Origin of the sequence: Lysinibacillus phoenicis (genome assembly GCF_047238325.1) — a bacterium.
In the GTDB taxonomy this organism is placed as follows: Bacteria; Bacillota; Bacilli; order Bacillales_A; family Planococcaceae; genus Lysinibacillus; species Lysinibacillus irui.
The window spans coordinates 4,020,109-4,040,008 of record NZ_JBDFMP010000002.1 but is presented as its reverse complement, the minus strand read 5'-3'; the positions used below and the strand labels follow the sequence as shown (position 1 = coordinate 4,040,008).

Sequence of the window (19,900 nt, the reverse complement as noted above, 5' to 3'; positions counted from 1 at the left end):
CATTTCCCATGTAATAAAAGGAGGACATATTTATGTCAAAGGTTAAAGAAATCCAAAGTTATTTGCAGCAAAATCACATTGATGCAGCATTCGTAACAACACCTGACAATGTTTTTTACGTATCAGGCTTTAAAAGTAATCCACATGAAAGATTACTAGGGGTTATGATTTTTAAAAATGCTGAGCCTTTTCTAATTTGTCCACAAATGGAGATTCCAGATGCGAAGGCTGCAGGTTGGACTTACGAGGTTATTGGTCATCAAGATACAGAAAATTCGATGGACGTTCTTGCCCAAGCTATCACATCACGTCAAGTTAACCCAACTACGTTTGCCATTGAAAAAGCGCAACTAATCGTGGAACGTTTAGAAGCTTTACAACAATCATTCCCTCAAGCTAATTTTGTGCGCCTTGATGAAAAGATTAATGCCATGCGTGTAATCAAGGATGAAAGTGAATTAGAAAAATTACGTAAGGCTGCAGAATTAGCAGATTATGCAATTGAAGTTGGATGCAAGGAAATCGCTGAAGGCAAAACAGAAATGGAAATTCTAACTGCGATTGAAAGTGCTATTCAAGATAAAGGGTGCAAAATGTCCTTTGAAACAATGGTATTAAGCGGTCCAAAAACTGCATCTCCACACGGGAAACCAGGAGCACGTAAAATTGAAAAAGGTGATATGGTACTATTTGACCTTGGGGTAATTTACGATGGCTATTGCTCAGATATTACGCGCACAGTTGCCTTCGGTGAACCTACTGAAGCACAAAAAGAAATTTATAATACTGTTTTAGCTGCCAACCAAAATGCAGTGGCAGCCGTCAAGCCTGGTATTCGTGCTATGGACTTAGATAAAATTGCTCGTGATACAATTACTGAAGCAGGTTATGGTGAATATTTCACACATCGCCTAGGACATGGTCTCGGCATTTCTGTACACGAATTCCCATCCGTTACAGGCGCTAATGAAATGACAATGGAAGAGGGAATGGTCTTTACAATTGAGCCTGGCATTTATAAATCAGATGTAACAGGCGTACGTATTGAGGATGACGTTGTCGTAACAAAAGATGGCGTGGAGGTACTAACAAAGTTTCCGAAAGATTTAATCATACTATAAGGAATACAAAAAAGGAAGCAACCTGTGTGCTTCCTTTTTCTATGATTTATTGAATTAATTCATCTACATTTACAAATGGCAGACCTTGTGAATCTGCTACTGCTTTATACACAAGTTGTCCATCTAATGTATTGACACCTTTTTTAAGTGCCTCATTATCGAGACAAGCCTGCTTATAGCCTTTATTGGCAATTTGAAGTGCGTATGGAATAGTATTATTCGTTAAGGCAATAGTTGATGTACGAGGTACTGCACCTGGCATATTGGCTACTGCATAGTGTACTACACCATGTTTTACATATGTTGGATCATCATGCGTTGTCACACGATCAGATGTTGCAAAAATACCACCTTGATCAATCGCGATATCTACCACTACTGAACCAGCTTGCATTGACTGAATCATTTCTTCAGATACAAGCTTAGGTGCTTTTGCTCCTGGAATTAAAACTGCACCAATGACTAAATCTGAATTTTTCACTGATTCTGCAATATTATAAGGATTTGAGATTAGTGTTTGAACCTCGCGACCAAACAAATCTTCTAATTGGCGTAGGCGTTCTGGGCTTAAATCAATAACTGTCACATCTGCCCCCATACCAACAGCGATTTTTGCAGCATTTGTTCCTGCGATACCCCCACCAATTACTGTCACTTTACCGCGTTGTACACCTGATACGCCTCCAAGTAAAATACCTTTACCAGCATGGTTTCTTTCCAAGAACTGCGCACCGATTTGCGTAGCCATTTTACCAGCTACTTCACTCATTGGTGTTAACAAAGGTAATGAGCCATTTGCTAATTGCACAGTTTCATAGGCAATCCCTACAACCTTTTTATTTAAAAGTGCCTGAGTTAATTCAACCTCTGGCGCTAAGTGTAAATACGTGAATAAAATTTGACCTTCATAAAAATAATCATACTCTGAAGCAACAGGTTCTTTCACCTTCATGATCATTTCTTGTGACCATGCTTCTTTAGCTGTTTGAACGATATGAGCACCAGCTGCAATGTAATCAGCATCCGTAAAGCTTGATCCTAAACCTGCTCCTGTTTCAATGTACACCTCATGACCTGCATGTGTTAAAGTAACAACTCCCGCAGGTGTCATTGCTACACGATTTTCATTGTTTTTAATTTCCTTTGGAATACCAATCTTCATTGTTTCCTATCCCCTTCCATAACTTAAGAAATAAGCATCATATATGTAACTATGAATTGATGCACCCCTTGCAATTCCATATTACCAAACAAATGCAAAAAAAGCTTTAACTAAAGCAAATACAAATAAAATTTCTAACATTTCCAAAATACAAAATATTTAAACGATGAATTGGTTAAAAAACATTATATTTAGATAGCAAATTAATGAAACGAAAGGAACGTTAAAGAAGGCTATAGCTAATGCAAATTTAACTAGCAAAAAGACGTTTACACACTGTAAATAGTGGGAATTAAGTAAGTAAATTTATTTGACATTTCTTCATGAAATGCCTTCACTTTTTCATAATTTTATTCCGGAAAGTATTTCCTTTAGAAAATCATTTGGTATAATCAACATATACAAATCAGGGAGGTTTTTCAAATGGCTAATCATTATAAAAGCATTGTTGTTGCAGTAGACGGTTCAAAAGAAGCTGAATACGCATTTCGTAAATCAATTGATGTTGCAAAACGAAACGAAGGTGCTGTATTAAATCTAGTAAATGTAATCGACACTCGTTCATTCGCTGCTATTGAGGCATATGATCGTTCTATTGCGGAACGTGCTCAAGCATTTTCTGAAGAACTATTAAATGGTTACAAAAAGCAAGCTGAAGATGAAGGCTTAACAAATGTGAATCTTATCATTGAGTATGGCTCACCAAAAAATATCATTACAAAAGAACTTTCTAAAATTGTAGATGCAGATTTAATTATTTGTGGTGCAACTGGTTTAAATGCCGTTGAACGTTTCTTAATTGGCTCTGTATCTGAAGCCATTGTACGTTCAGCTAAATGTGACGTACTTGTTATCCGTACACCAGAAAACTAATTCTCAATACATAAAAAGGTATCCTTCTAAAGGATACCTTTTTACTTCTATTGGAATCGTCAGGCTTACTTGCCCTCTTTCCACATTTTCACTTTTTCAAAGAATAATGCCAGAGCCTGTTTATTCTGCATATTTGGTACTTTTGCTAGTAGGACTTCTTTTGGCGCTTTTAATTCTTTCGCTTGCTTTTGTAAAATCACAATGCTTTTTTCTAATGTTTTATTGGCAAACATAGAGTCAGGTAATTGAATGATCGCCTGAATCCAAGCATGCTTTTGAATATATTTGTGTAGTTGCTTAGATTGTTCCGAATCGAAAAGATGAGAGGGCGCAAGGAAAAATAAATAGCCACCATCTTTTGTATAATTCATCGATTGTTCAATAAATAAATGGTGTGCATAACTCATTCCCTCAGACGGACATAGTTCATAGTTGAGTGCCACTTCTTCATTTGGATAATAGCCTACAGGTAAATCACAAACAACTGCATCAACTGGGTTTACCAATAAATCCTCTAAGGCATCTTGACGGTATAAAGAAATAGGCTGCTCTATTAAGTCAGCAGTGGCCGCAGCAAGGCGAATAAGTAGTTCGTCCACTTCAACACCAGTCGCTTCCACTTTGCCATCTAATAGATTCATGACCGTTAGTAGTAAATTACCTGTACCTACTGCTGGATCCATGATTGAAATCTTTTCATTTTCAAGACGCTCTACAAAAATTTGTTCCACAAAATAGCCAACGAGTAAACCTAATGTATCTGGTGTCATTTGATGATTTGGCTGCGAACCTTTACGCATTCCTTTTAAAATGGCGATTTGAATAGCTTTACGAATATCCTCTTTTGTCGCACCCTGTTGTGAAAAATCAACTTCACCATCGAGCCATGCTTCTAGACCATCTAGTAACCCCTCTAACAGTGTTATATTGTGTTCTTTTTCGATTTTTTCGGCATGCTCATTAAGCAAACCAAATAATTTCTCGATATTTTCCATAGATAACTTCCTTTCACACAGAAAAGAGCCGTGACAAAACACGTCACAGCCCATTTGTCTAGTATTATCTTAGCCTAAAAGCAGCTCATTATGCTAGTGCTTTAACAGCTGCAACGGCCGCTTCATAGTTTGGATGATCTGTAGCTTCAGGTACATACTCAACATATGTCACTTTATTATTTGCATCCACAACGAAAACTGCACGTGTCAGAAGACGTAATTCTTGAATGTACACGCCATATGCTTCACCAAATGAAAGGTCGCGGTGATCAGAAACAGTTTGAACTGCATCAATACCTGCTGCCCCACACCAACGCTTCTGAGCAAATGGAAGATCTACGGATACTGTATAAATGACTACATTATCGCCTAAATTAGCTGCTTCTTCATTGAAACGGCGTGTTTGCGCATCACATACACCAGTATCTAATGATGGTACAACACTAAATAAACGAATTTTCCCTTCTGAATCTTTTAATGTTACAGGTGATAGGTCATTCGCTAATACTGTAAAATCAGGAGCTTGATCGCCCACCTTTACTTCATTTCCTACTAGTGTTACAGGACCATTTTTAAATGTTACTTGTGCCATATAAACGCCTCCTAATCATCATATGTACATAATATTACTAAATGAAGGGAATTAATTGCAACTAAGTTAGCTTACTTTATTAGAATGTGCTATTAATAGGAAAGACTGCCTCACTATTATTTCGAGACAGCCTCTTGCTTACTATTCATTTTTTTCTTCTAGCTTGGCTAGTTCAGGTTTTTCCTCTTGCACTTGATTTTCTATCATCTCTTCTTGATTCAAAGAAGCTATAGGTACGACATCCTTTTCAATAAAGACTTTTTCGTGTACCACGGTTGTATCTGCAAAATAATCATGTAAACCCTGGTTTTCTGGTAGAATGACGACCAAAATATAAAGTGGCATAAAAACATTATTAATAATGCGGCCAATCCAATCACGGAATAACACATCTGACCATGTTAGCTTATCATGTTTTAATGAAATAACACGTAATCCAAAAACCATTTTCCCTAATGTTTGCCCAAAGTACTTTGTCATTAGCACAAAATAGCTATAATAGAGAATTGCCGTGATAATAGAAATCGGCGCATACCAAACGGTGTCTGATAAGGACCAATCCATTAGATAAAAGATAGGATTGACAAGTATTCCACCTACAGCAGATATTATGAAACCATCTAATAAAAATGCCCAAAATCGAATCCAAAAGCCAGCGGTTTTTAACGCATAGTTTGTAGGCTTTGCCGATTTTTCTGGGGTGTTGATAAGAAAGCCATTTTCCATAGAGGGTGAGCCCTGCATAACAATTTCATTGTTTGTCATTGTACTTCCCCCTTAGTATTCCCCATATAAATACATCATTTTAGGCGCACTGTAGTCCGTCATAATTTTCATTAGCATCTTTTCTTCCGCAGATGGACCAAATATGGAGCCAATTTTCATACCAACATATGATTGCCAGCCTCCCATATCATATGCATACTCAAATAATGCAGCATCTTCAAGGCCATAATCTGCTCGTAACGCTGCGATAGCTGCTTCTTCATCCCCAATTTCATCAATTAAGCCTGCCTCAAGCGCTTTTGTACCACCAAGAATACGACCATCTGCCACTTTCTTCACATCTGCTTCAGACATATTACGACCTTGCTCTACTATGTCCACAAATTCTTCATATGTTTCATTAATCATATCTTGCATCATGGCACGTTCCTCTGCTGTCACTTCACGCATTGGACTTAGCATATCCTTATGTTCACCTGATTTAAACGTTTCAAATTTCACACCAACTTTTTCAGCTAATGCTTGGTAGTTAATAGATTGCATAATAACACCAATCGATCCTGTAATTGTATCACGATGCGCAAATATTTTATCTGCAGGTGCTGAAATATAATATCCACCTGATGCTGCCATAGAATCCATAGATACATAAATCGGAATTTGACGTTCTTCTTTAATCTTTAAGAGCTTTTTATAAATATCTGCTGATTCTTTGACGCCACCACCTGGTGAATTGACACTTAAAACAATGCCTTGTACTGAATCATCATACAAAATATTATCCAATTGCTCTAGGAAAAATTGATGATCATAGGCAACTGGTTGCCATAATGTACTTGAGCCGATATCTTGAATTGTTCCATCTACCTTTAAATAAGCAATCCGCTTATCAAAATTATCTCCTTCAATTACATTTTCATATACATCTAAATTATTTCCTGCCATTAAACTATCAAAATTACCTAGGAAATCTGCTTTAAATAGAGCAAAAATGGTGTTAATCCCCAATGAAAATAATAAAAGAACACCTGCGACTACTAAAGCAACCCACCTTTTAACATTCATGTCTTTCCGCCTCCTTAACACGTAATACGAATGACTAGCTTTTTTGTTTCATTTTTTTGCAATTATATGCAAAAAGATTTATACTATTTATTTCCTCATAATACCTTACCTAAAAAAACAAAAAAAATCAAAGTCCATTGCCATTCTTGAACTTTGATTTTCGACATTATTTCCTAGGAAATGATAATTAGTGTAGTTGTTTTGCTTCTTGCTGTCTTAATTCAACACGTCGAATTTTCCCCGAGGATGTTTTCGGTAGCTCTTCCACAAATTCAATAGCACGCGGATATTTATAAGGTGCTGTCAATAGTTTCACATGATCTTGAAGAGTTCGAATAAGTGCTTCATCACCATTTTCAGCATTTCGAAGTACAACAAAAGCTTTAACAATATTTCCCCGAACTTTATCTGGGCTCGCAATAACAGCCGCTTCTTTTACAGCTGGGTGCTTCATCAAAGCATCTTCTACCTCAAATGGCCCAATTGTGTAGCCAGAGGATATAATGACATCATCTCCACGACCCTCAAACCAAAAGTAACCATCTTGATCTTTATAAGCACGATCACCTGTAATATACCACTCTCCACGGAATTGTAAATTTGTTCGTTCCGGGTCATTTAAATATTTTTTAAACAGTGCGGGAGTGGTGCGATGAACAGCAATATCGCCAACTTCTCCAACAGCAACAGGGTTACCGAAATCGTCTATAATTTCAACCTTATTGCCAGGAGTTGGTTTTCCCATAGAACCAATTCTAGCTTCCATTCCAACCATTGTGCCAACAAGTAATGTGTTTTCCGTCTGACCGTAGCCATCTCGGACTTGCAAATCGAAAGTCTTCGAAAATACGTTAATGACCTCGCTATTCAAAGGCTCTCCTGCTGATACAGCTTGACGAAGTGCCGTTAAATCGAATTCATGTAAATGTTCTAGTGCTGCCATAAAACGATATTCTGTAGGTGTGCAACATAAAACATTTATTTTAAATTTTTCGAGTAACCTTAGATAGGTAGATGCATCAAATTTCCCCTTATATACAAATGCAGTAGCACCACTCCCTAATGTTGCTAGAAACGGACTCCAAATCCATTTTTGCCAACCTGGTGCTGCTGTCGCCCAAACAATATCATCTTCTTGCACACCTAACCAGTGTGGTGCTGTTGTTCGTAAATGTGCATAGCCCCAGCTATGAGTATGTACAGCTGCTTTTGGGTTTCCTGTTGTACCACTTGTATAAGCTAAGAATGCAGTATCTGTACTTTTTGTTGGAGAAGAACTTATGTAAGTTGTAGGTTGAATGCGCATTTTTTCTAAAAGTGGTTGCCAAGGTTCATGGGCCTTCCCTATAACAAATTGTTGCATTCCTTGTAAATTGTTCACCTGATCAAATTGATCAATATAAGGCTCGTAAGCAACAATTCCTTTAGCATTTGCATGCTTGATGCGATATTCAATGTCTTTAGTTCTTAGCATTTCTGAGCTCGGAATAATGGTTAATCCAGCTTTCAATGCTGCAATATATACAATATATGCTTCCACTGAACGAGGTACCATCACTAAAATCACATCACCTTTTGATAAACCTTGCATCGTGAATACGTGTGCAGCTTGATTTGCCCTTTCAAGTAAATATGCATATGTAATAAATTGTACATCCTTATTTTCCTCGTAAATAATTAATGCATTTTTTGTTGTATCTTGAGCATATTTTTCAATTTCATCTGTTATGTTATACCATTCTGGTGCAACTAAATCTTGTCTCTTCATGGCAAATGCCCCCTTTTGCTATGACACATTATAAAACTCTTTTTTCAGCATTTTCAATGGTTTGCGCTTAATTTTGGAAAAGTCATGACAACTATCATACTCTGCTATATGGCATCGGTCACATTTTGTCGATAGGTAAACTTGCTATTGAATACAATTGAAAAGTATGGTACATTTTGGTCAACTAAAAGCAAGATTGCAGGGGGACTCGTCAAGAGTTGAGAAGGTAAAACCTGACCCTTTGAACCTGTTAGTTAATACTGACGTAGGGAGCAATAAACATCTATTGATGAAAGGCTCTTTTTCGTGCATTTTTACACAAAAAGAGCCTTTTTTGCATGCTTACGTCCATCCATAAAGGAGGACTACGATGATATTTCAAACAATCCGTCAACAGCAACCACTGATTCATTGTATTACAAATTATGTGGTAGCAAATTTCCAAGCAAATGGTTTATTAGCAATAGGCGCTTCCCCGGTTATGGCTGATGATAGCCGTGAGGTAGAGGAAATGGTAGCACTCGCTCAAGCCTTGTTAATTAACATCGGTACACTCAATGATCGAACTAAAGAATCTATGTTGTTAGCAGGCAAAATGGCCAATAAACTTGGAATTCCAGTCATTTTAGATCCTGTCGGTGCTGGTGCCACTACTTATCGAAAAGAAACGGTACGATACTTGCTTGAGGAAGTACATTTTTCGGTCATTCGTTGTAATGTTGGGGAACTAGCAGCAATAGCCAATGTTGACTGGCAACAAAAAGGTGTCGATAGTGGGAATGGCTCCATTGCTTTAGAAGAAGAGGCGATCTTATTAGCCCAACATTATCAATGCATTGTTATCATAACAGGAGAACGAGATTTTATAACAGATGGTGTGGATAGCCAATGGATAAATGGCGGGAATATGCAAATGACCGAGGTAACAGGGACAGGCTGTTTACTTAGTGCTATTTGCGGTGCCGCCTATATTGCAGGCCATAATCCATACCGACAATTAGCGGACACATTAACTTACTATAAAAAAGCTGCGGTACTGGCGTCAGCGTTTACATCAGATATTGGTGATTTCCAAATAGCTTTACTAAATGCTCTTTATCGCCTATCGAAGGATGGTGAAGCTTCATGCATATTGTAACGACGATTGCAGGCTCAGATAGTGGTGGCGGTGCAGGCATACAGGCTGATTTAAAAACATTTCAGGAATTAGGGGTGTTTGGTACTTCAGTAATTACAGCTTTGACAGCACAAAATACAATGGGTGTGTCAGGAGTTTTCCCTATTGATCACTCCTTTGTTGAAAAACAATTTCAAGCTTTAATCGAAGATTTTTCAATTGCTGCAATTAAAACAGGGATGCTTTATTCCTCTGATATTATTAAAGCTATCGCACATATGATTCATAATCAAAACATCCCACTAATTGTTGATCCAGTAATGATTGCAAAGGGTGGAGAAAGCTTATTACTGCAAGAAGCTATTGAAGCAATGCGCTCTTCTCTACTACCACTTGCTACAATCGTTACCCCCAATATCCCTGAAGCAGAGGCTCTGACAGGGAGAAAAATACATGATGTTTCAGATATACGTGAAGTAGCTCAAGGTTTTTTTCAATTAGGTGTACATTGCGTCATTCTTAAAGGTGGCCATTTAGCAGATCCAAATTTTGCTATTGATTATGTATTTTTTCAAAACGGTAAATCTTTTTCTATGCAAACTCCACGTATTCAAACGTCCAATACCCATGGCACAGGTTGCACATTTTCAGCAGCAATCACTGCTTTTCTTGGTCAAGGTTTTGCGATGGATAAGGCAATTATCGAAGCTAAAAAATTTATTCAATTAGCAATTTTACATGATTTATCTATTGGTCATGGTTATGGACCAACAAATCATTTTGCTTATCAACTGCATAAGGATTCCTGTGAGGTGTTGATTTATGAAACGTGAGGATTTACAACTTTATTTTATTATGGGCACAAGCAATGTTAGTCATCAGAATCCCCTTCATGTACTAGAGAGAGCGTTGCAAGCTGGAATTACCATGTTTCAATTTCGAGAAAAAGGTTCCCATGCATTAACTGGATTTGCCTATGAACAATTTGCACGTCAATGTCAAAAACTATGTCAACAATATAACGTTCCTTTTATTGTCAATGATGATGTCGAACTTGCATTACGACTTGGTGCGGACGGTGTTCATATCGGACAAGATGATTTACATGTTAGCATAGCACGTAAAAAAATTGGTAATATGATTCTTGGTGTTTCTGTGCATTCCCAGGACGAACTAGAAACAGCCATTATCCATCAAGCAGATTATGTAGGTATTGGTCCGATTTTTGCAACAACTTCAAAACGGGATGCACAATCACCATGTGGTACAAATTTTTTGCAGCAAGCTCACAATTTCTATCCTGAATTACCAATTGTAGCGATTGGTGGAATTAACCCTACCAATGCATACGCCGTATTTCAAGCTGGGGCAGATGGTATTGCTGTTATTTCAGCTATCTGTGAAAGTATAGATATTAAGCATACAGTAAATACGTTAAGGTCTGTGACACGCATAAATGGTTGATTTTTAAACAAACTAAAACCAGTGCCTTTTTACGGTCACTGGTTTTAAGTTTATAAATGCTTAGTCAGCATTTATTGGTTGTTGTTTGGCATACCTTTTAATTGAGATTCTGCCATTTGTACAAGACGTTTAGTGATTTCACCACCAACGGAACCGTTGGCACGAGCTGAAGCTTCAGCTCCTAATTGAACACCAAATTCTTGTGCAATTTCGTATTTCATTTGATCAAGTGCTTGTTGTGCACCAGGCACTGCAAGCTGGTTTGAACTGCGGTTGTTGTTTGAAGCCATGTCTCTCACCTCCTTGTGAATATAGAATGTGCGATATTAGATTTTTAATACAAAAATTTTAGAGGTAAATTGTACCTCTAATGGCATAGATAAAATAACATAAAAAAGCCGTCTCAAAATTGACTTTGAAACGGCTGTAGATACCTTATAATAGATCTGCAAACTTATCTTGTTGCTGTTCTTCTTTTTTAGGGAAAATGTAGACCTCTCGATTTTTTACTGCTCGCTCGATGAGTTCATCAAAATCAGAGAAGCTTTCATAATGCTCTACCTTTTCAAGCTTTGGCTTTGTTTTTGGGCTGGCAGGTGTAAATATTGTACAGCAGTCTTCAAATGGCTGAATAGATGTTTCATATGTGCCAATTTTTTCTGCAATATCGATAATTTCTAATTTATCTGTTGAAATCAATGGTCGTAAAATAGGCGTATTCGTTACAGCATTGATAGCCGTCAAGCTTTCTAGCGTTTGACTTGCTACTTGTCCCAGACTTTCCCCTGTCACAATTGCAAGAGCTCCTATCTCTTCACGTACTTGATCAGCCACCTTTAACATCATACGACGTGTTGTTGTCATCGAAACATTAGAAGGTACTTTTTCTTTAATAAGTACTTGAATTTCAGTAAAAGGAATGACATGTAATCGAATACTAGCACCAAATTTCGTTAGTTCGTTTGCAAGTACCTTTACTTTCTCTAATGAGTTTTGACTTGTATATGGTGGACTAAAGAAGTGAATTGCTTCTAAACGTACTCCACGCTTCATCATTAAATAACCTGCGACAGGACTATCAATTCCACCAGATAGCATTAATAACGATTTTCCATTCGATCCTACAGGCATCCCACCCGCACCTTGAATGACCTGCGCCATCATATACGTTGCATCATGACGTACTTCTACGCGCAGCTCAATATCAGGCTGCTTTACTTTGACAGATAAATTTTGAAATTGTGGTAAAACATAGCCACCAATTTCACGTTGGATAGCATGCGATTCTAAAGGAAATGATTTATCAGTTCGTTTCACTTCTACCTTAAAAGTATGTTGCTCATCTTTAAATGTCTCCATTATTGTAATAGCAAGCTGCTTCATACTTTCCATATCTTTTTCACATGCAGCAACAGGGCTGAATGATTGAATACCAAAAATTTTAGGTAATCCAGTAATTAGCGTCTGCATTTGTTCTTCACTTTCAATAGCAATAAACATACGGTCACGTTCTGTACGAATATGAAGGTGTCCTAAATCCGCAAAAGCATGACGAATGTTCTCACGCAATCTACGGATAAAATCCATTTTATTACGACCTTTTGTTGAAAGCTCGCCATATCTAATTAGTATTTCTTTCCAAATCATTACATTATTTCTCCTTTAAGTTCCATTATTACTTCTGCTAATACTTGTTTCAATTGTTCTATATCTTCAACTGTGTTATGTGCTCCAAAACTAATACGAATGACACCCTTTTTATAATGCTCATCCAGGTGTAGAGCTTCTACCACATGACTTGTTTTCGTTTGCTTAGATGAACAAGCACTTGAGGTTGACACAATGATGCCACGTTTTTGCATGGCATTAATAATGACTTCCCCTTTTAAATCACGAACACTAAAAGATAAAATATGTGCAGCTCCCTGTGGAGTCGATAAAATATGCACCGCTTCGCCGTATCCTTCTAGCTGAGCACGAATTTCATTCTGCCATTGTCGGTATTTAGTAGCTCGATCTTTCATCGTCTCAACAGCTAATCGAGCCGCTTTTGCTAAAGCGACTGCTTGCGGAACAGCTACAGTTCCACTACGCAATCCAAATTCCTGACCTCCGCCAAGGGCATATGGCTGCCATTTTAATTTTTTACGGAACGCTAATACACCTGAGCCTTTAAAGCCGTGAATTTTATGTCCAGAGATGGAAATACAGTCTGGTCCTTCTTCTCCTTTGAAGGAAACCGCTAATTTTCCAAAGCTTTGAACTGCATCCACATGAAGGAATGCCCGACTCATTTCATGAATTATTTTAGCTGCTTCATAAATAGGTTGGACAGCACCCATTTCATTATTTACATGCATGATGCTAACTAGTATAGTATCTTTGCGAATTTTAGTACGTAGATCATCTAATGAAATGACACCATCTTGATTAACGTGAAGGTATTCAACATCATAACCCTCTTTTTCGAGTTGTTTAACTGTTTCCAAGACAGATGGATGTTCGATTTCAGTCGTTAAAATATGCTTTCCTATATGCGTATTACTATGTGCTATTCCAAAAATAGCTGCATTATTTGACTCTGTACCACCTGAAGTAAATAGCACATTTTTTGCCTCTGTTTGCAAAATATCTGCTACTTGCTCCCGCGCACGCATTAATAAATCATTTGATTCAACTCCCATGGCATGGATAGATGCTGGGTTGGCATAATACTGCTCATTCACAGTCATAAATGCCTGCATAACCTCTTTTAAAGGTTTCGTTGTAGCACTATTATCTAAATAAATTGTATTAACCATAATTTTTCACACACTTTCAAAACGTTGATTTAACGGTATTTATCATAACGCAATCTTTGGCGATTGACTACTAACTTTAACGATTCTTCCATTTTTAATTGGTACTTCACTCTTTTTTCAACATCGTGACAAAAGCTATGGGTGTGCAAAATTCCATATCTTTGACAAAACCGAATTTTTCATAAAGATGGATTGCTCGCTTATTAAATTCGGCAACAGTTAAACGAAGTGGGTGATGATGTTCTTGTTGGATGGTACTTAAAATAAACGCAAAAAATGCTGTACCATATCCTTGACCGGTTAGATTAGGATTCAAACCTATCCCTATATCTATACAATCTTCTATATATGCTTTAAACTCATGTCCTTTTGGAACTTGTGCCGCGGTACCAATACAATAAAAACCGATTATTTCCTCTAGCTCATTCACAATAGCATAGTACGGATTTTCAAGCATTTCTTGTAAAGATTCCTCAGTTAAGTCATTATTATAAAAATCGTATGGGGATTCATAATGCCAGTTTAAAATTTCAATTGCATACTTTTCATTCATTTCTTGTATTAACATTTTCAACCGTACCACACCTTTTCTCTATACTAAAAAGAAAGCTGTCTAAAAAGTAATCGCTATACTTTTTAGACAGCTCAAATATTGGATTATTTTGACATAGTCTCTTCTGCTACCAATTCTTGAATACGTTTTAAAGCTCCTGGCTCCATTTCTTCCACAGCTGTTCCTGCATCTTCTAATGCTTTCGCATAACGGAATTGATGAAACGCCTCTTCCGCTTCTTTTAATCGCATATTTAATTTTGGATTTGTTGCACGATGTCGATTACCGTACTGAATGATGCGCTCAATTAGCATGACATTTTCTATTAATTCATGTGCCTTTACTTTAACTTCCTCTACACAAAGAGTTGCCGCGTTTAAATTATTATGAACTGTACCCATATTCAATGGTACTTCTTGTAGGCTTTGCATGACAACATAGATGTGCTCTGCTGCCTCATCAAGACGTGCATCCATCTCCTCAGGAATTCCTGGGATATTAGCCTTGTTTAATAAACGATCTGTATCTTGTAAGATTTTCTTCAAGTTCTCAACTTGAGCACGGGCTTTATTTTCATCAATTCGAAGTTTCTTCATTGTATTCGATAGATGTTCTTGTTCCTCGTGAATTCGTTCAAGCTCTTCACTAATTTCGATTAATTCTTCCTGCAAACTTGAATAGGCCGATTTTTCCTCTCTCACACGCATAGCTAATAAATCGTAGCGACGTTGTAGTGCTTCTAATTGCTTTAATGCCGCTTTCGGAATTTCAGCATCTTTTTCGTTTAAATGATAGCTTTGCTGTACATATGTCGCTTCATCACTAACTAACTTTGTTGAAGAGATAACATTGGTGATTGAACTTAATAAACGATCGCAATTTTGATCAACATAATTTTTAGCAATAACCTCTTTTTCAAGTAAATCATAAAAGTGATCGATTTCTTCATTTATTTCTGTCACACGAGGTTTTACCACTGTTAGATTAAGATCCGCTAAATCATTTTTTAATGTATCAAACTCTTTTTCATACTTATTTAATGCATCTGTTAATTCTAGATGTTGTAGATAGTAGGATTGTTCTTCCATTTCACGTTGACCATTACGTAATTCTTGAACCGCTCCTGGAAGCTTAACTTGTAATTCAGTCAAAATGGTTGGAACATCATTAATAAATTCGAATGTTTGCTGTGATTCTTGATTTAAACTAATAACAATTTCTCGCGCTTGCAAGTAATTCCCTTCATTTGTCAGCACATCAAATTCTTCAAACTTTTCAACAAAAGCCTCAAGCTTTTTCTCAAGTGCAGGTAACGCTACACCAAATGAGTGTTGATGAGCAAGCAATGTCTTTCTTGCAGAGCGATAGTATTCCTTTAATTGTTCAATTTCAATTCGATTTTTTTCTTCGCTGCCAATTAATTCATTCAATTCTTCTAAAATATTATTTTTATCTTGGTCGCATTTTTCAATGTAATCCTCAATTTCACGTTCTATTAACGTCGCCTTTTTAAAGCGCAGTCGATTTATTTGATCCTCAGCATCAAATAGAAGTGAATCAATTTTAGTCATATGTACATCGATGACCTCATCCCACGTATTGCGCCATCGTTCAAACATTTCTTCCGTTTCACCGTTCATGTTTAAAGATTTTACTTTTGAAATTTCTTCATTTATAGGATTATGTTGAATTTGTAATTTTTCATTTTCAAGTTTTGCAATAATTGCAACGTGTTTTCTTCGCATCATAAACCCTACTATGGCTAAAATTAATAGTAGGATAATCGGAATGATGATATACTCCATCGTAAGCCTCCTATTCTACAATAAACGAATTGGCTAGTTGTATTTATTATATACTATGTTTTCGCCTTTTGTACTAAAATTTAAGTGTTTTTCAGAAAACTGTATTTTCGCTATTGTGAAATATATAAATAGCGTATCTATAGAGCTAAAGGAGTGGTAAATTATGAAACGTGATGGGCATATACATAGTCCTTTTTGTCCACATGGCAGTTCGGACACTTTCGTGCAATATATTGAAAAAGCAATTTCTCACCGATTCACAGATATAACATTTACAGAACACGCCCCATTACCCAACAATTTTGTCGATCCTACTCCGCAAAAAGATAGTGGGATGAAGCCAAATGATCTCATGCCATACATTGAGGAATTGCAGAGACTACAAAAACAATATGCACAAGATATTCGCATCCGAATTGGGCTAGAAGTTGATTATATCCCTGGCTTTGAACAAGAAACTCGTGAGTTCCTTAATACATATGGACATTTTTTAGATGATGCCATTTTATCAGTCCACTTTTTAAAATGGCAAGATTCCTTTGTATGTATCGACTTTTCTCCGGAATGCTTTATGGATTTTTCAAAAAAAGTTGGCTCTGTTGAACGGGTTTATGATTTATATTATGATACTGTCTTACAATCGATTATGGCTGACCTCGGCCCATTCAAGCCAAAACGGATTGGACATCCATCACTTATTCATAAATTCCAGCTGGCACATAACGAAAATATCGATGATGCTCCAAGAATCAAAGAAGTATTAGACAGCATGAAGTGTGAAGGCTATGAACTAGATGTAAATAGTGCAGGTTTAAGTAAACAATATTGTCAGGAACCTTATCCACCATTTGCCTTTATCAACTATAGTCAAGCTATTGGACTACCCTATGTATTTGGTTCGGATGCACATTGCGCCGAAGATTTACATCAACATCATAATGTTATATTACCAATATAAATAAATTTTAAACGAGGTGCTTATATGTTTACACAAATTAATTATGAAGGATCAATTACTGACCAATATCTTACATTATCAAAACAATTGGATGCACTACTAACTGGTGAAACTAATCAGATAGCCAATTTAAGTAATGCCTCTGCACTTTTAAATCAGTTTTTAACAAACATTAACTGGGTTGGCTTTTATGTGTTACAGGAAAATGAGCTTGTGCTTGGGCCATTCCAAGGTCTTCCTGCCTGTGTTAGAATTCCGATTGGTCGTGGGGTTTGTGGAACGGCTGTAGCAACAAGAGAAACAATCGTTGTTAAAGATGTCCATGATTTTCCTGGCCATATTGCCTGTGATGCTGCCTCACAATCAGAAATTGTAATACCACTGATCAAGCAAGGCGAAGTCATTGGTGTTCTTGATATTGATAGTCCTATCGTGAATCGTTTTTCAGCGGAAGACCGCGATGGCTTAGAGCAATTTGTCCAAACCCTACTTCTTCATCTATAAATATCAAAAATTACCCTGAAATGTTTTAAATTGTCATTTCAGGGTAAACTTTATTATAACCATTTACATTTTACTTTATCAACTTTATAGATTTGTTTGATAAGAACCATCATGAATGCAAAAGCGATTTTTCCCACTATTTTTCGCTTCATACAAGGCAGTATCAGCATGTAAGAAAACAGATTGGAATGCTGGTCGGTCTCGTTCATCCCATGTTATGAGACCCGCAGAAATAGTTACTTGAGGATCTGTGGCACTGGGGATGATCTCCACAATAGTTGATGCCAATTCTAAAGCTTCCTTCTCGTTAATATTTGGTACATAAACGGACATTTCTTCTCCGCCCCACCTTGCACAAATTCCACGACTACCAATAGTTTCTCTCAATTGGACTGCAATCTGCACAAGAATTTTATCCCCCACCTGGTGACCATACGTATCATTGATGCGCTTGAAATTATCAATATCAATTAACAAAAACATACCGGACTGATCGTATTCAAGTGATTTTTCTACAAATTGATCAAGGTAACTTCTAGCATAAAGTTTCGTGAGGTGATCCAAATCGACCATTTCCTGAAGCTGTGTGCGTAAAATAGAGTTCGCAATGGCTAAAGATGAGTGGTGAATTAACGATTGCATTAATTTAAAACTGTCGAATGAAAAGAAATATGGCTCTTTATGTAAGACAATACTAAAACCATTAATCTTTTCTTCCATTAAAATAGGAATCGCCATAATTGATCGATACTCAATTTGACGAGGAGTTAAACGACTGAAATCGGCTATAAACAACGGGTCATTCGTTTGAGTAAAATGTTTTTCAACATGTTTGATATACGTTCTACCCTCTTCCGAACTAAACAACGAGGTACTCGCACCCGTTACCTCAAATGTATCATTTTTTTTAAAAGCGAAACAAACTTCCATTGGTTGAAAAGATTTTAGTAATTGCTTTTGTAGGAATAATAACATTTCATGAATGTCAATCCTCATATTTAAACGATGTGAAGTTTCATTGATGAGTTGTAAGTCACTTACGAGGCGATGCGATTGATGATATAATTTTGCATTTTCAAGTGCATTCCCTGACGCCTGCGCGAGCATCCGTACAAAATCCTTTTCAGTCGTTGAAAATAGATACGTAGTGGGAGCACTTACTTGCAAAATACCATAGATGGCTTGCCTGCCTTTTATAGGTGCATTAAGCAATCGACAATTTAAATCACTCGCTAGCTCTGTCGTCAACTCTCCTGATACAAATGCTTCGATTGTAGCAGGCCTTTCTGATAAATAATCAAAAAGCTTAATATCGATAGTCGTGTGTCGGTCTTGATCATTCGATAAAATAAGCTCAACATTAAAATCCGGGAAATTATCCCTTATATTTTTTAAAACGTTTTCTAAAATTAAATCAATATCCATTGTTGAATGAAATAAATCAGTCATGTTATATAGTTTTCTATATTGATCTTCGTTTATTTTTACATCAAAATTATCTCTTATCATTTGAAGAACCTTTGAAAGTATTTCAATACATTCTTCACCGTATTCCGAGGTCATGAAGTCTGTCCAAGTCTCTGTCGCCTCGACAAGTAATACACCAATGGGATGTTTGCCCTCTACTTGAAAAAGCACCATATCTGTCATCTTTGAATAGGCCTGCCGTGCTTTTAATATATAAGGAATTTCCACTACTTTTTGTTGGTAAAAACTAGCTTCGATCATCAGCCATGACACAGCATTTAGCTTTGTTTCAATTGTTAATGAAGCCATCTCCTCAATAGGGATTAAAGAATTACCCTCAAAACTGAGAAAAGCAGCATTATCAATTTTCAAGTGCTTCTTTAGACACTGTTTTAATGAATAAAAATACCCATTATAACTAGTTTGTTCTTCATTCGAACTCACCCAAAAGCTCAAAACATCAGATTTTATATATTTTAGCATTTGTAAATGGTCTGTCATGAAATCACCTTTTCTATATAACGTCCAAATCAATTACTATTAACTTATAATATATTATACATAATTTGTGTCATTTTGACTATGTAATTCTCCCTTACTTTTACAATTTACATTACACAGCGCATCATTAACTATTTCCATTTCATTTAAAATCGTTAGTGAGGAATTTCCTACTATATTTTTTTGTTAGTAAAATTTTAAATGTTAATAATTGACGTCCTTGTCCTAAACAGTTACAATGGAGGTTGTGTAAAATAAACGCAGCAGTGGTATAAGCTTATGACTGTATTTTATTCCTCTATTTTCTTATGTACGACTACTTAGATTCTCAACAGTTGAAAATTAGATGGTGTATTGCGTAACCTAACGGCTGCATAGGCGAAAATACATGAAAATAAAATGCGCATAAGAATGGGTACTACTGGTTT

At 36.6% G+C, this 19,900-nt stretch carries 19 protein-coding genes and 1 riboswitch; of the genes, 7 read left to right on the top strand and 12 right to left on the bottom strand.

Annotated features, from left to right (window positions below):
• Window positions 1-32: 32 nt before the first annotated feature.
• Window positions 33-1,121 carry a M24 family metallopeptidase gene (locus tag ABC382_RS21695; protein ID WP_322611810.1) on the top strand — a complete coding sequence of 363 codons (1,089 nt, stop codon included), beginning with the start codon at window positions 33-35 and terminating at the stop codon, window positions 1,119-1,121.
• A gap of 46 nt (window positions 1,122-1,167) precedes the next feature.
• On the opposite strand, the gene ald is transcribed toward ABC382_RS21695, so the two are convergent.
• Complete coding sequence (gene ald / locus ABC382_RS21690; RefSeq protein ID WP_274794079.1) at window positions 1,168-2,283, bottom strand: alanine dehydrogenase; 1,116 nt, start codon at window positions 2,281-2,283, stop codon at window positions 1,168-1,170.
• Between the two features lie 423 nt (window positions 2,284-2,706).
• On the opposite strand from ald, the gene ABC382_RS21685 reads away from it, so the two are divergent.
• Entirely contained in the window at window positions 2,707-3,156 is a 450-nt protein-coding gene (locus tag ABC382_RS21685) for a universal stress protein (protein WP_274794080.1), read from the top strand.
• A 65-nt stretch (window positions 3,157-3,221) separates the two neighbouring features.
• Here the strand turns inward: ABC382_RS21685 and ABC382_RS21680 are convergent, their stop codons facing one another.
• From ABC382_RS21680 to mbcS, 5 genes are all read right to left on the bottom strand, one after another.
• Window positions 3,222-4,151, bottom strand: a complete 930-nt coding sequence (locus ABC382_RS21680; protein WP_322611809.1) for a class I SAM-dependent methyltransferase — start codon at window positions 4,149-4,151, stop codon at window positions 3,222-3,224.
• Window positions 4,152-4,239: 88 nt separating this feature from the next.
• Complete coding sequence (gene tpx, locus ABC382_RS21675) at window positions 4,240-4,743, bottom strand: thiol peroxidase (protein WP_274794082.1); 504 nt, start codon at window positions 4,741-4,743, stop codon at window positions 4,240-4,242.
• Between the two features lie 141 nt (window positions 4,744-4,884).
• Window positions 4,885-5,508, bottom strand: coding sequence for an RDD family protein (locus ABC382_RS21670; protein ID WP_322611808.1), 624 nt, complete (start codon window positions 5,506-5,508; stop codon window positions 4,885-4,887).
• Between the two features lie 12 nt (window positions 5,509-5,520).
• On the bottom strand, window positions 5,521-6,534 hold the full coding sequence (sppA, locus tag ABC382_RS21665) for a signal peptide peptidase SppA (protein WP_274794084.1): 1,014 nt from the start codon (window positions 6,532-6,534) through the stop codon (window positions 5,521-5,523).
• Window positions 6,535-6,721: 187 nt separating this feature from the next.
• Entirely contained in the window at window positions 6,722-8,302 is a 1,581-nt protein-coding gene (gene mbcS / locus ABC382_RS21660; RefSeq protein ID WP_322611807.1) for an acyl-CoA synthetase MbcS, read from the bottom strand.
• A 190-nt stretch (window positions 8,303-8,492) separates the two neighbouring features.
• Window positions 8,493-8,591: riboswitch (TPP riboswitch) on the top strand.
• Window positions 8,592-8,672: 81 nt separating this feature from the next.
• Between mbcS and thiM the strand changes: the two genes are divergently transcribed.
• Genes thiM through thiE form a run of 3 tightly spaced genes read left to right on the top strand, consistent with a single transcriptional unit; the run spans window position 8,673 to window position 10,883 of the window.
• Window positions 8,673-9,440 carry a hydroxyethylthiazole kinase gene (thiM, locus tag ABC382_RS21655; protein ID WP_312506607.1) on the top strand — a complete coding sequence of 256 codons (768 nt, stop codon included), beginning with the start codon at window positions 8,673-8,675 and terminating at the stop codon, window positions 9,438-9,440.
• A complete protein-coding gene (gene thiD, locus ABC382_RS21650) occupies window positions 9,428-10,252 on the top strand; it encodes a bifunctional hydroxymethylpyrimidine kinase/phosphomethylpyrimidine kinase (RefSeq protein WP_274794087.1) in 825 nt (274 codons plus the stop codon). The genes thiM and thiD overlap by 13 nt, the downstream gene beginning before the upstream one ends.
• Window positions 10,242-10,883 carry a thiamine phosphate synthase gene (gene thiE, locus ABC382_RS21645; protein ID WP_274794088.1) on the top strand — a complete coding sequence of 214 codons (642 nt, stop codon included), beginning with the start codon at window positions 10,242-10,244 and terminating at the stop codon, window positions 10,881-10,883. Before thiD ends, thiE begins: the two co-directional genes overlap by 11 nt.
• 71 nt (window positions 10,884-10,954) lie before the next feature.
• Here the strand turns inward: thiE and ABC382_RS21640 are convergent, their stop codons facing one another.
• The 5 genes from ABC382_RS21640 to ezrA all read right to left on the bottom strand — a co-directional run bounded on the left by ABC382_RS21640 (window position 10,955) and on the right by ezrA (window position 16,042).
• A complete protein-coding gene (locus ABC382_RS21640; protein ID WP_274794089.1) occupies window positions 10,955-11,173 on the bottom strand; it encodes an alpha/beta-type small acid-soluble spore protein in 219 nt (72 codons plus the stop codon).
• Window positions 11,174-11,318: 145 nt separating this feature from the next.
• A complete protein-coding gene (gene thiI, locus ABC382_RS21635) occupies window positions 11,319-12,530 on the bottom strand; it encodes a tRNA uracil 4-sulfurtransferase ThiI (protein ID WP_274794090.1) in 1,212 nt (403 codons plus the stop codon).
• A complete protein-coding gene (locus tag ABC382_RS21630; RefSeq protein ID WP_274794091.1) occupies window positions 12,530-13,684 on the bottom strand; it encodes a cysteine desulfurase family protein in 1,155 nt (384 codons plus the stop codon). Before ABC382_RS21630 ends, thiI begins: the two co-directional genes overlap by 1 nt.
• A 106-nt stretch (window positions 13,685-13,790) precedes the next feature.
• Window positions 13,791-14,252 (bottom strand): GNAT family N-acetyltransferase, encoded by a 462-nt coding sequence (locus ABC382_RS21625; protein ID WP_322611842.1) that lies wholly within the window; start codon window positions 14,250-14,252, stop codon window positions 13,791-13,793.
• A gap of 89 nt (window positions 14,253-14,341) precedes the next feature.
• Window positions 14,342-16,042: a septation ring formation regulator EzrA gene (gene ezrA, locus ABC382_RS21620; protein ID WP_274794093.1), complete on the bottom strand. Its 1,701-nt coding sequence runs from the start codon at window positions 16,040-16,042 to the stop codon at window positions 14,342-14,344.
• A 163-nt stretch (window positions 16,043-16,205) separates the two neighbouring features.
• Between ezrA and hisJ the strand changes: the two genes are divergently transcribed.
• Window positions 16,206-17,000 (top strand): histidinol-phosphatase HisJ, encoded by a 795-nt coding sequence (gene hisJ, locus ABC382_RS21615; protein WP_274794094.1) that lies wholly within the window; start codon window positions 16,206-16,208, stop codon window positions 16,998-17,000.
• Between the two features lie 24 nt (window positions 17,001-17,024).
• Window positions 17,025-17,504, top strand: a complete 480-nt coding sequence (locus ABC382_RS21610) for a GAF domain-containing protein (RefSeq protein WP_274794095.1) — start codon at window positions 17,025-17,027, stop codon at window positions 17,502-17,504.
• Between the two features lie 84 nt (window positions 17,505-17,588).
• On the opposite strand, the gene ABC382_RS21605 is transcribed toward ABC382_RS21610, so the two are convergent.
• Complete coding sequence (locus tag ABC382_RS21605; protein WP_274794096.1) at window positions 17,589-19,472, bottom strand: sensor domain-containing diguanylate cyclase; 1,884 nt, start codon at window positions 19,470-19,472, stop codon at window positions 17,589-17,591.
• Window positions 19,473-19,900 lie beyond the last annotated feature (428 nt).

Coding starts and splice junctions, on each gene's coding strand:
- thiI (WP_274794090.1), bottom strand. CDS start 12,530: ATGATTTGGAAAGAAATACTAATTAGATATGGCGAGCTTTCAACAAAA.
- ABC382_RS21630 (WP_274794091.1), bottom strand. CDS start 13,684: ATGGTTAATACAATTTATTTAGATAATAGTGCTACAACGAAACCTTTA.
- hisJ (WP_274794094.1), top strand. CDS start 16,206: ATGAAACGTGATGGGCATATACATAGTCCTTTTTGTCCACATGGCAGT.
- thiE (WP_274794088.1), top strand. CDS start 10,242: ATGAAACGTGAGGATTTACAACTTTATTTTATTATGGGCACAAGCAAT.
- sppA (WP_274794084.1), bottom strand. CDS start 6,534: ATGAATGTTAAAAGGTGGGTTGCTTTAGTAGTCGCAGGTGTTCTTTTA.
- tpx (WP_274794082.1), bottom strand. CDS start 4,743: ATGGCACAAGTAACATTTAAAAATGGTCCTGTAACACTAGTAGGAAAT.
- ABC382_RS21640 (WP_274794089.1), bottom strand. CDS start 11,173: ATGGCTTCAAACAACAACCGCAGTTCAAACCAGCTTGCAGTGCCTGGT.
- ABC382_RS21670 (WP_322611808.1), bottom strand. CDS start 5,508: ATGACAAACAATGAAATTGTTATGCAGGGCTCACCCTCTATGGAAAAT.
- thiD (WP_274794087.1), top strand. CDS start 9,428: ATGCATATTGTAACGACGATTGCAGGCTCAGATAGTGGTGGCGGTGCA.
- ezrA (WP_274794093.1), bottom strand. CDS start 16,042: ATGGAGTATATCATCATTCCGATTATCCTACTATTAATTTTAGCCATA.
- ABC382_RS21610 (WP_274794095.1), top strand. CDS start 17,025: ATGTTTACACAAATTAATTATGAAGGATCAATTACTGACCAATATCTT.
- ABC382_RS21695 (WP_322611810.1), top strand. CDS start 33: ATGTCAAAGGTTAAAGAAATCCAAAGTTATTTGCAGCAAAATCACATT.
- ABC382_RS21685 (WP_274794080.1), top strand. CDS start 2,707: ATGGCTAATCATTATAAAAGCATTGTTGTTGCAGTAGACGGTTCAAAA.
- ABC382_RS21625 (WP_322611842.1), bottom strand. CDS start 14,252: ATGTTAATACAAGAAATGAATGAAAAGTATGCAATTGAAATTTTAAAC.
- ald (WP_274794079.1), bottom strand. CDS start 2,283: ATGAAGATTGGTATTCCAAAGGAAATTAAAAACAATGAAAATCGTGTA.
- ABC382_RS21605 (WP_274794096.1), bottom strand. CDS start 19,472: ATGACAGACCATTTACAAATGCTAAAATATATAAAATCTGATGTTTTG.
- mbcS (WP_322611807.1), bottom strand. CDS start 8,302: ATGAAGAGACAAGATTTAGTTGCACCAGAATGGTATAACATAACAGAT.
- ABC382_RS21680 (WP_322611809.1), bottom strand. CDS start 4,151: ATGGAAAATATCGAGAAATTATTTGGTTTGCTTAATGAGCATGCCGAA.
- thiM (WP_312506607.1), top strand. CDS start 8,673: ATGATATTTCAAACAATCCGTCAACAGCAACCACTGATTCATTGTATT.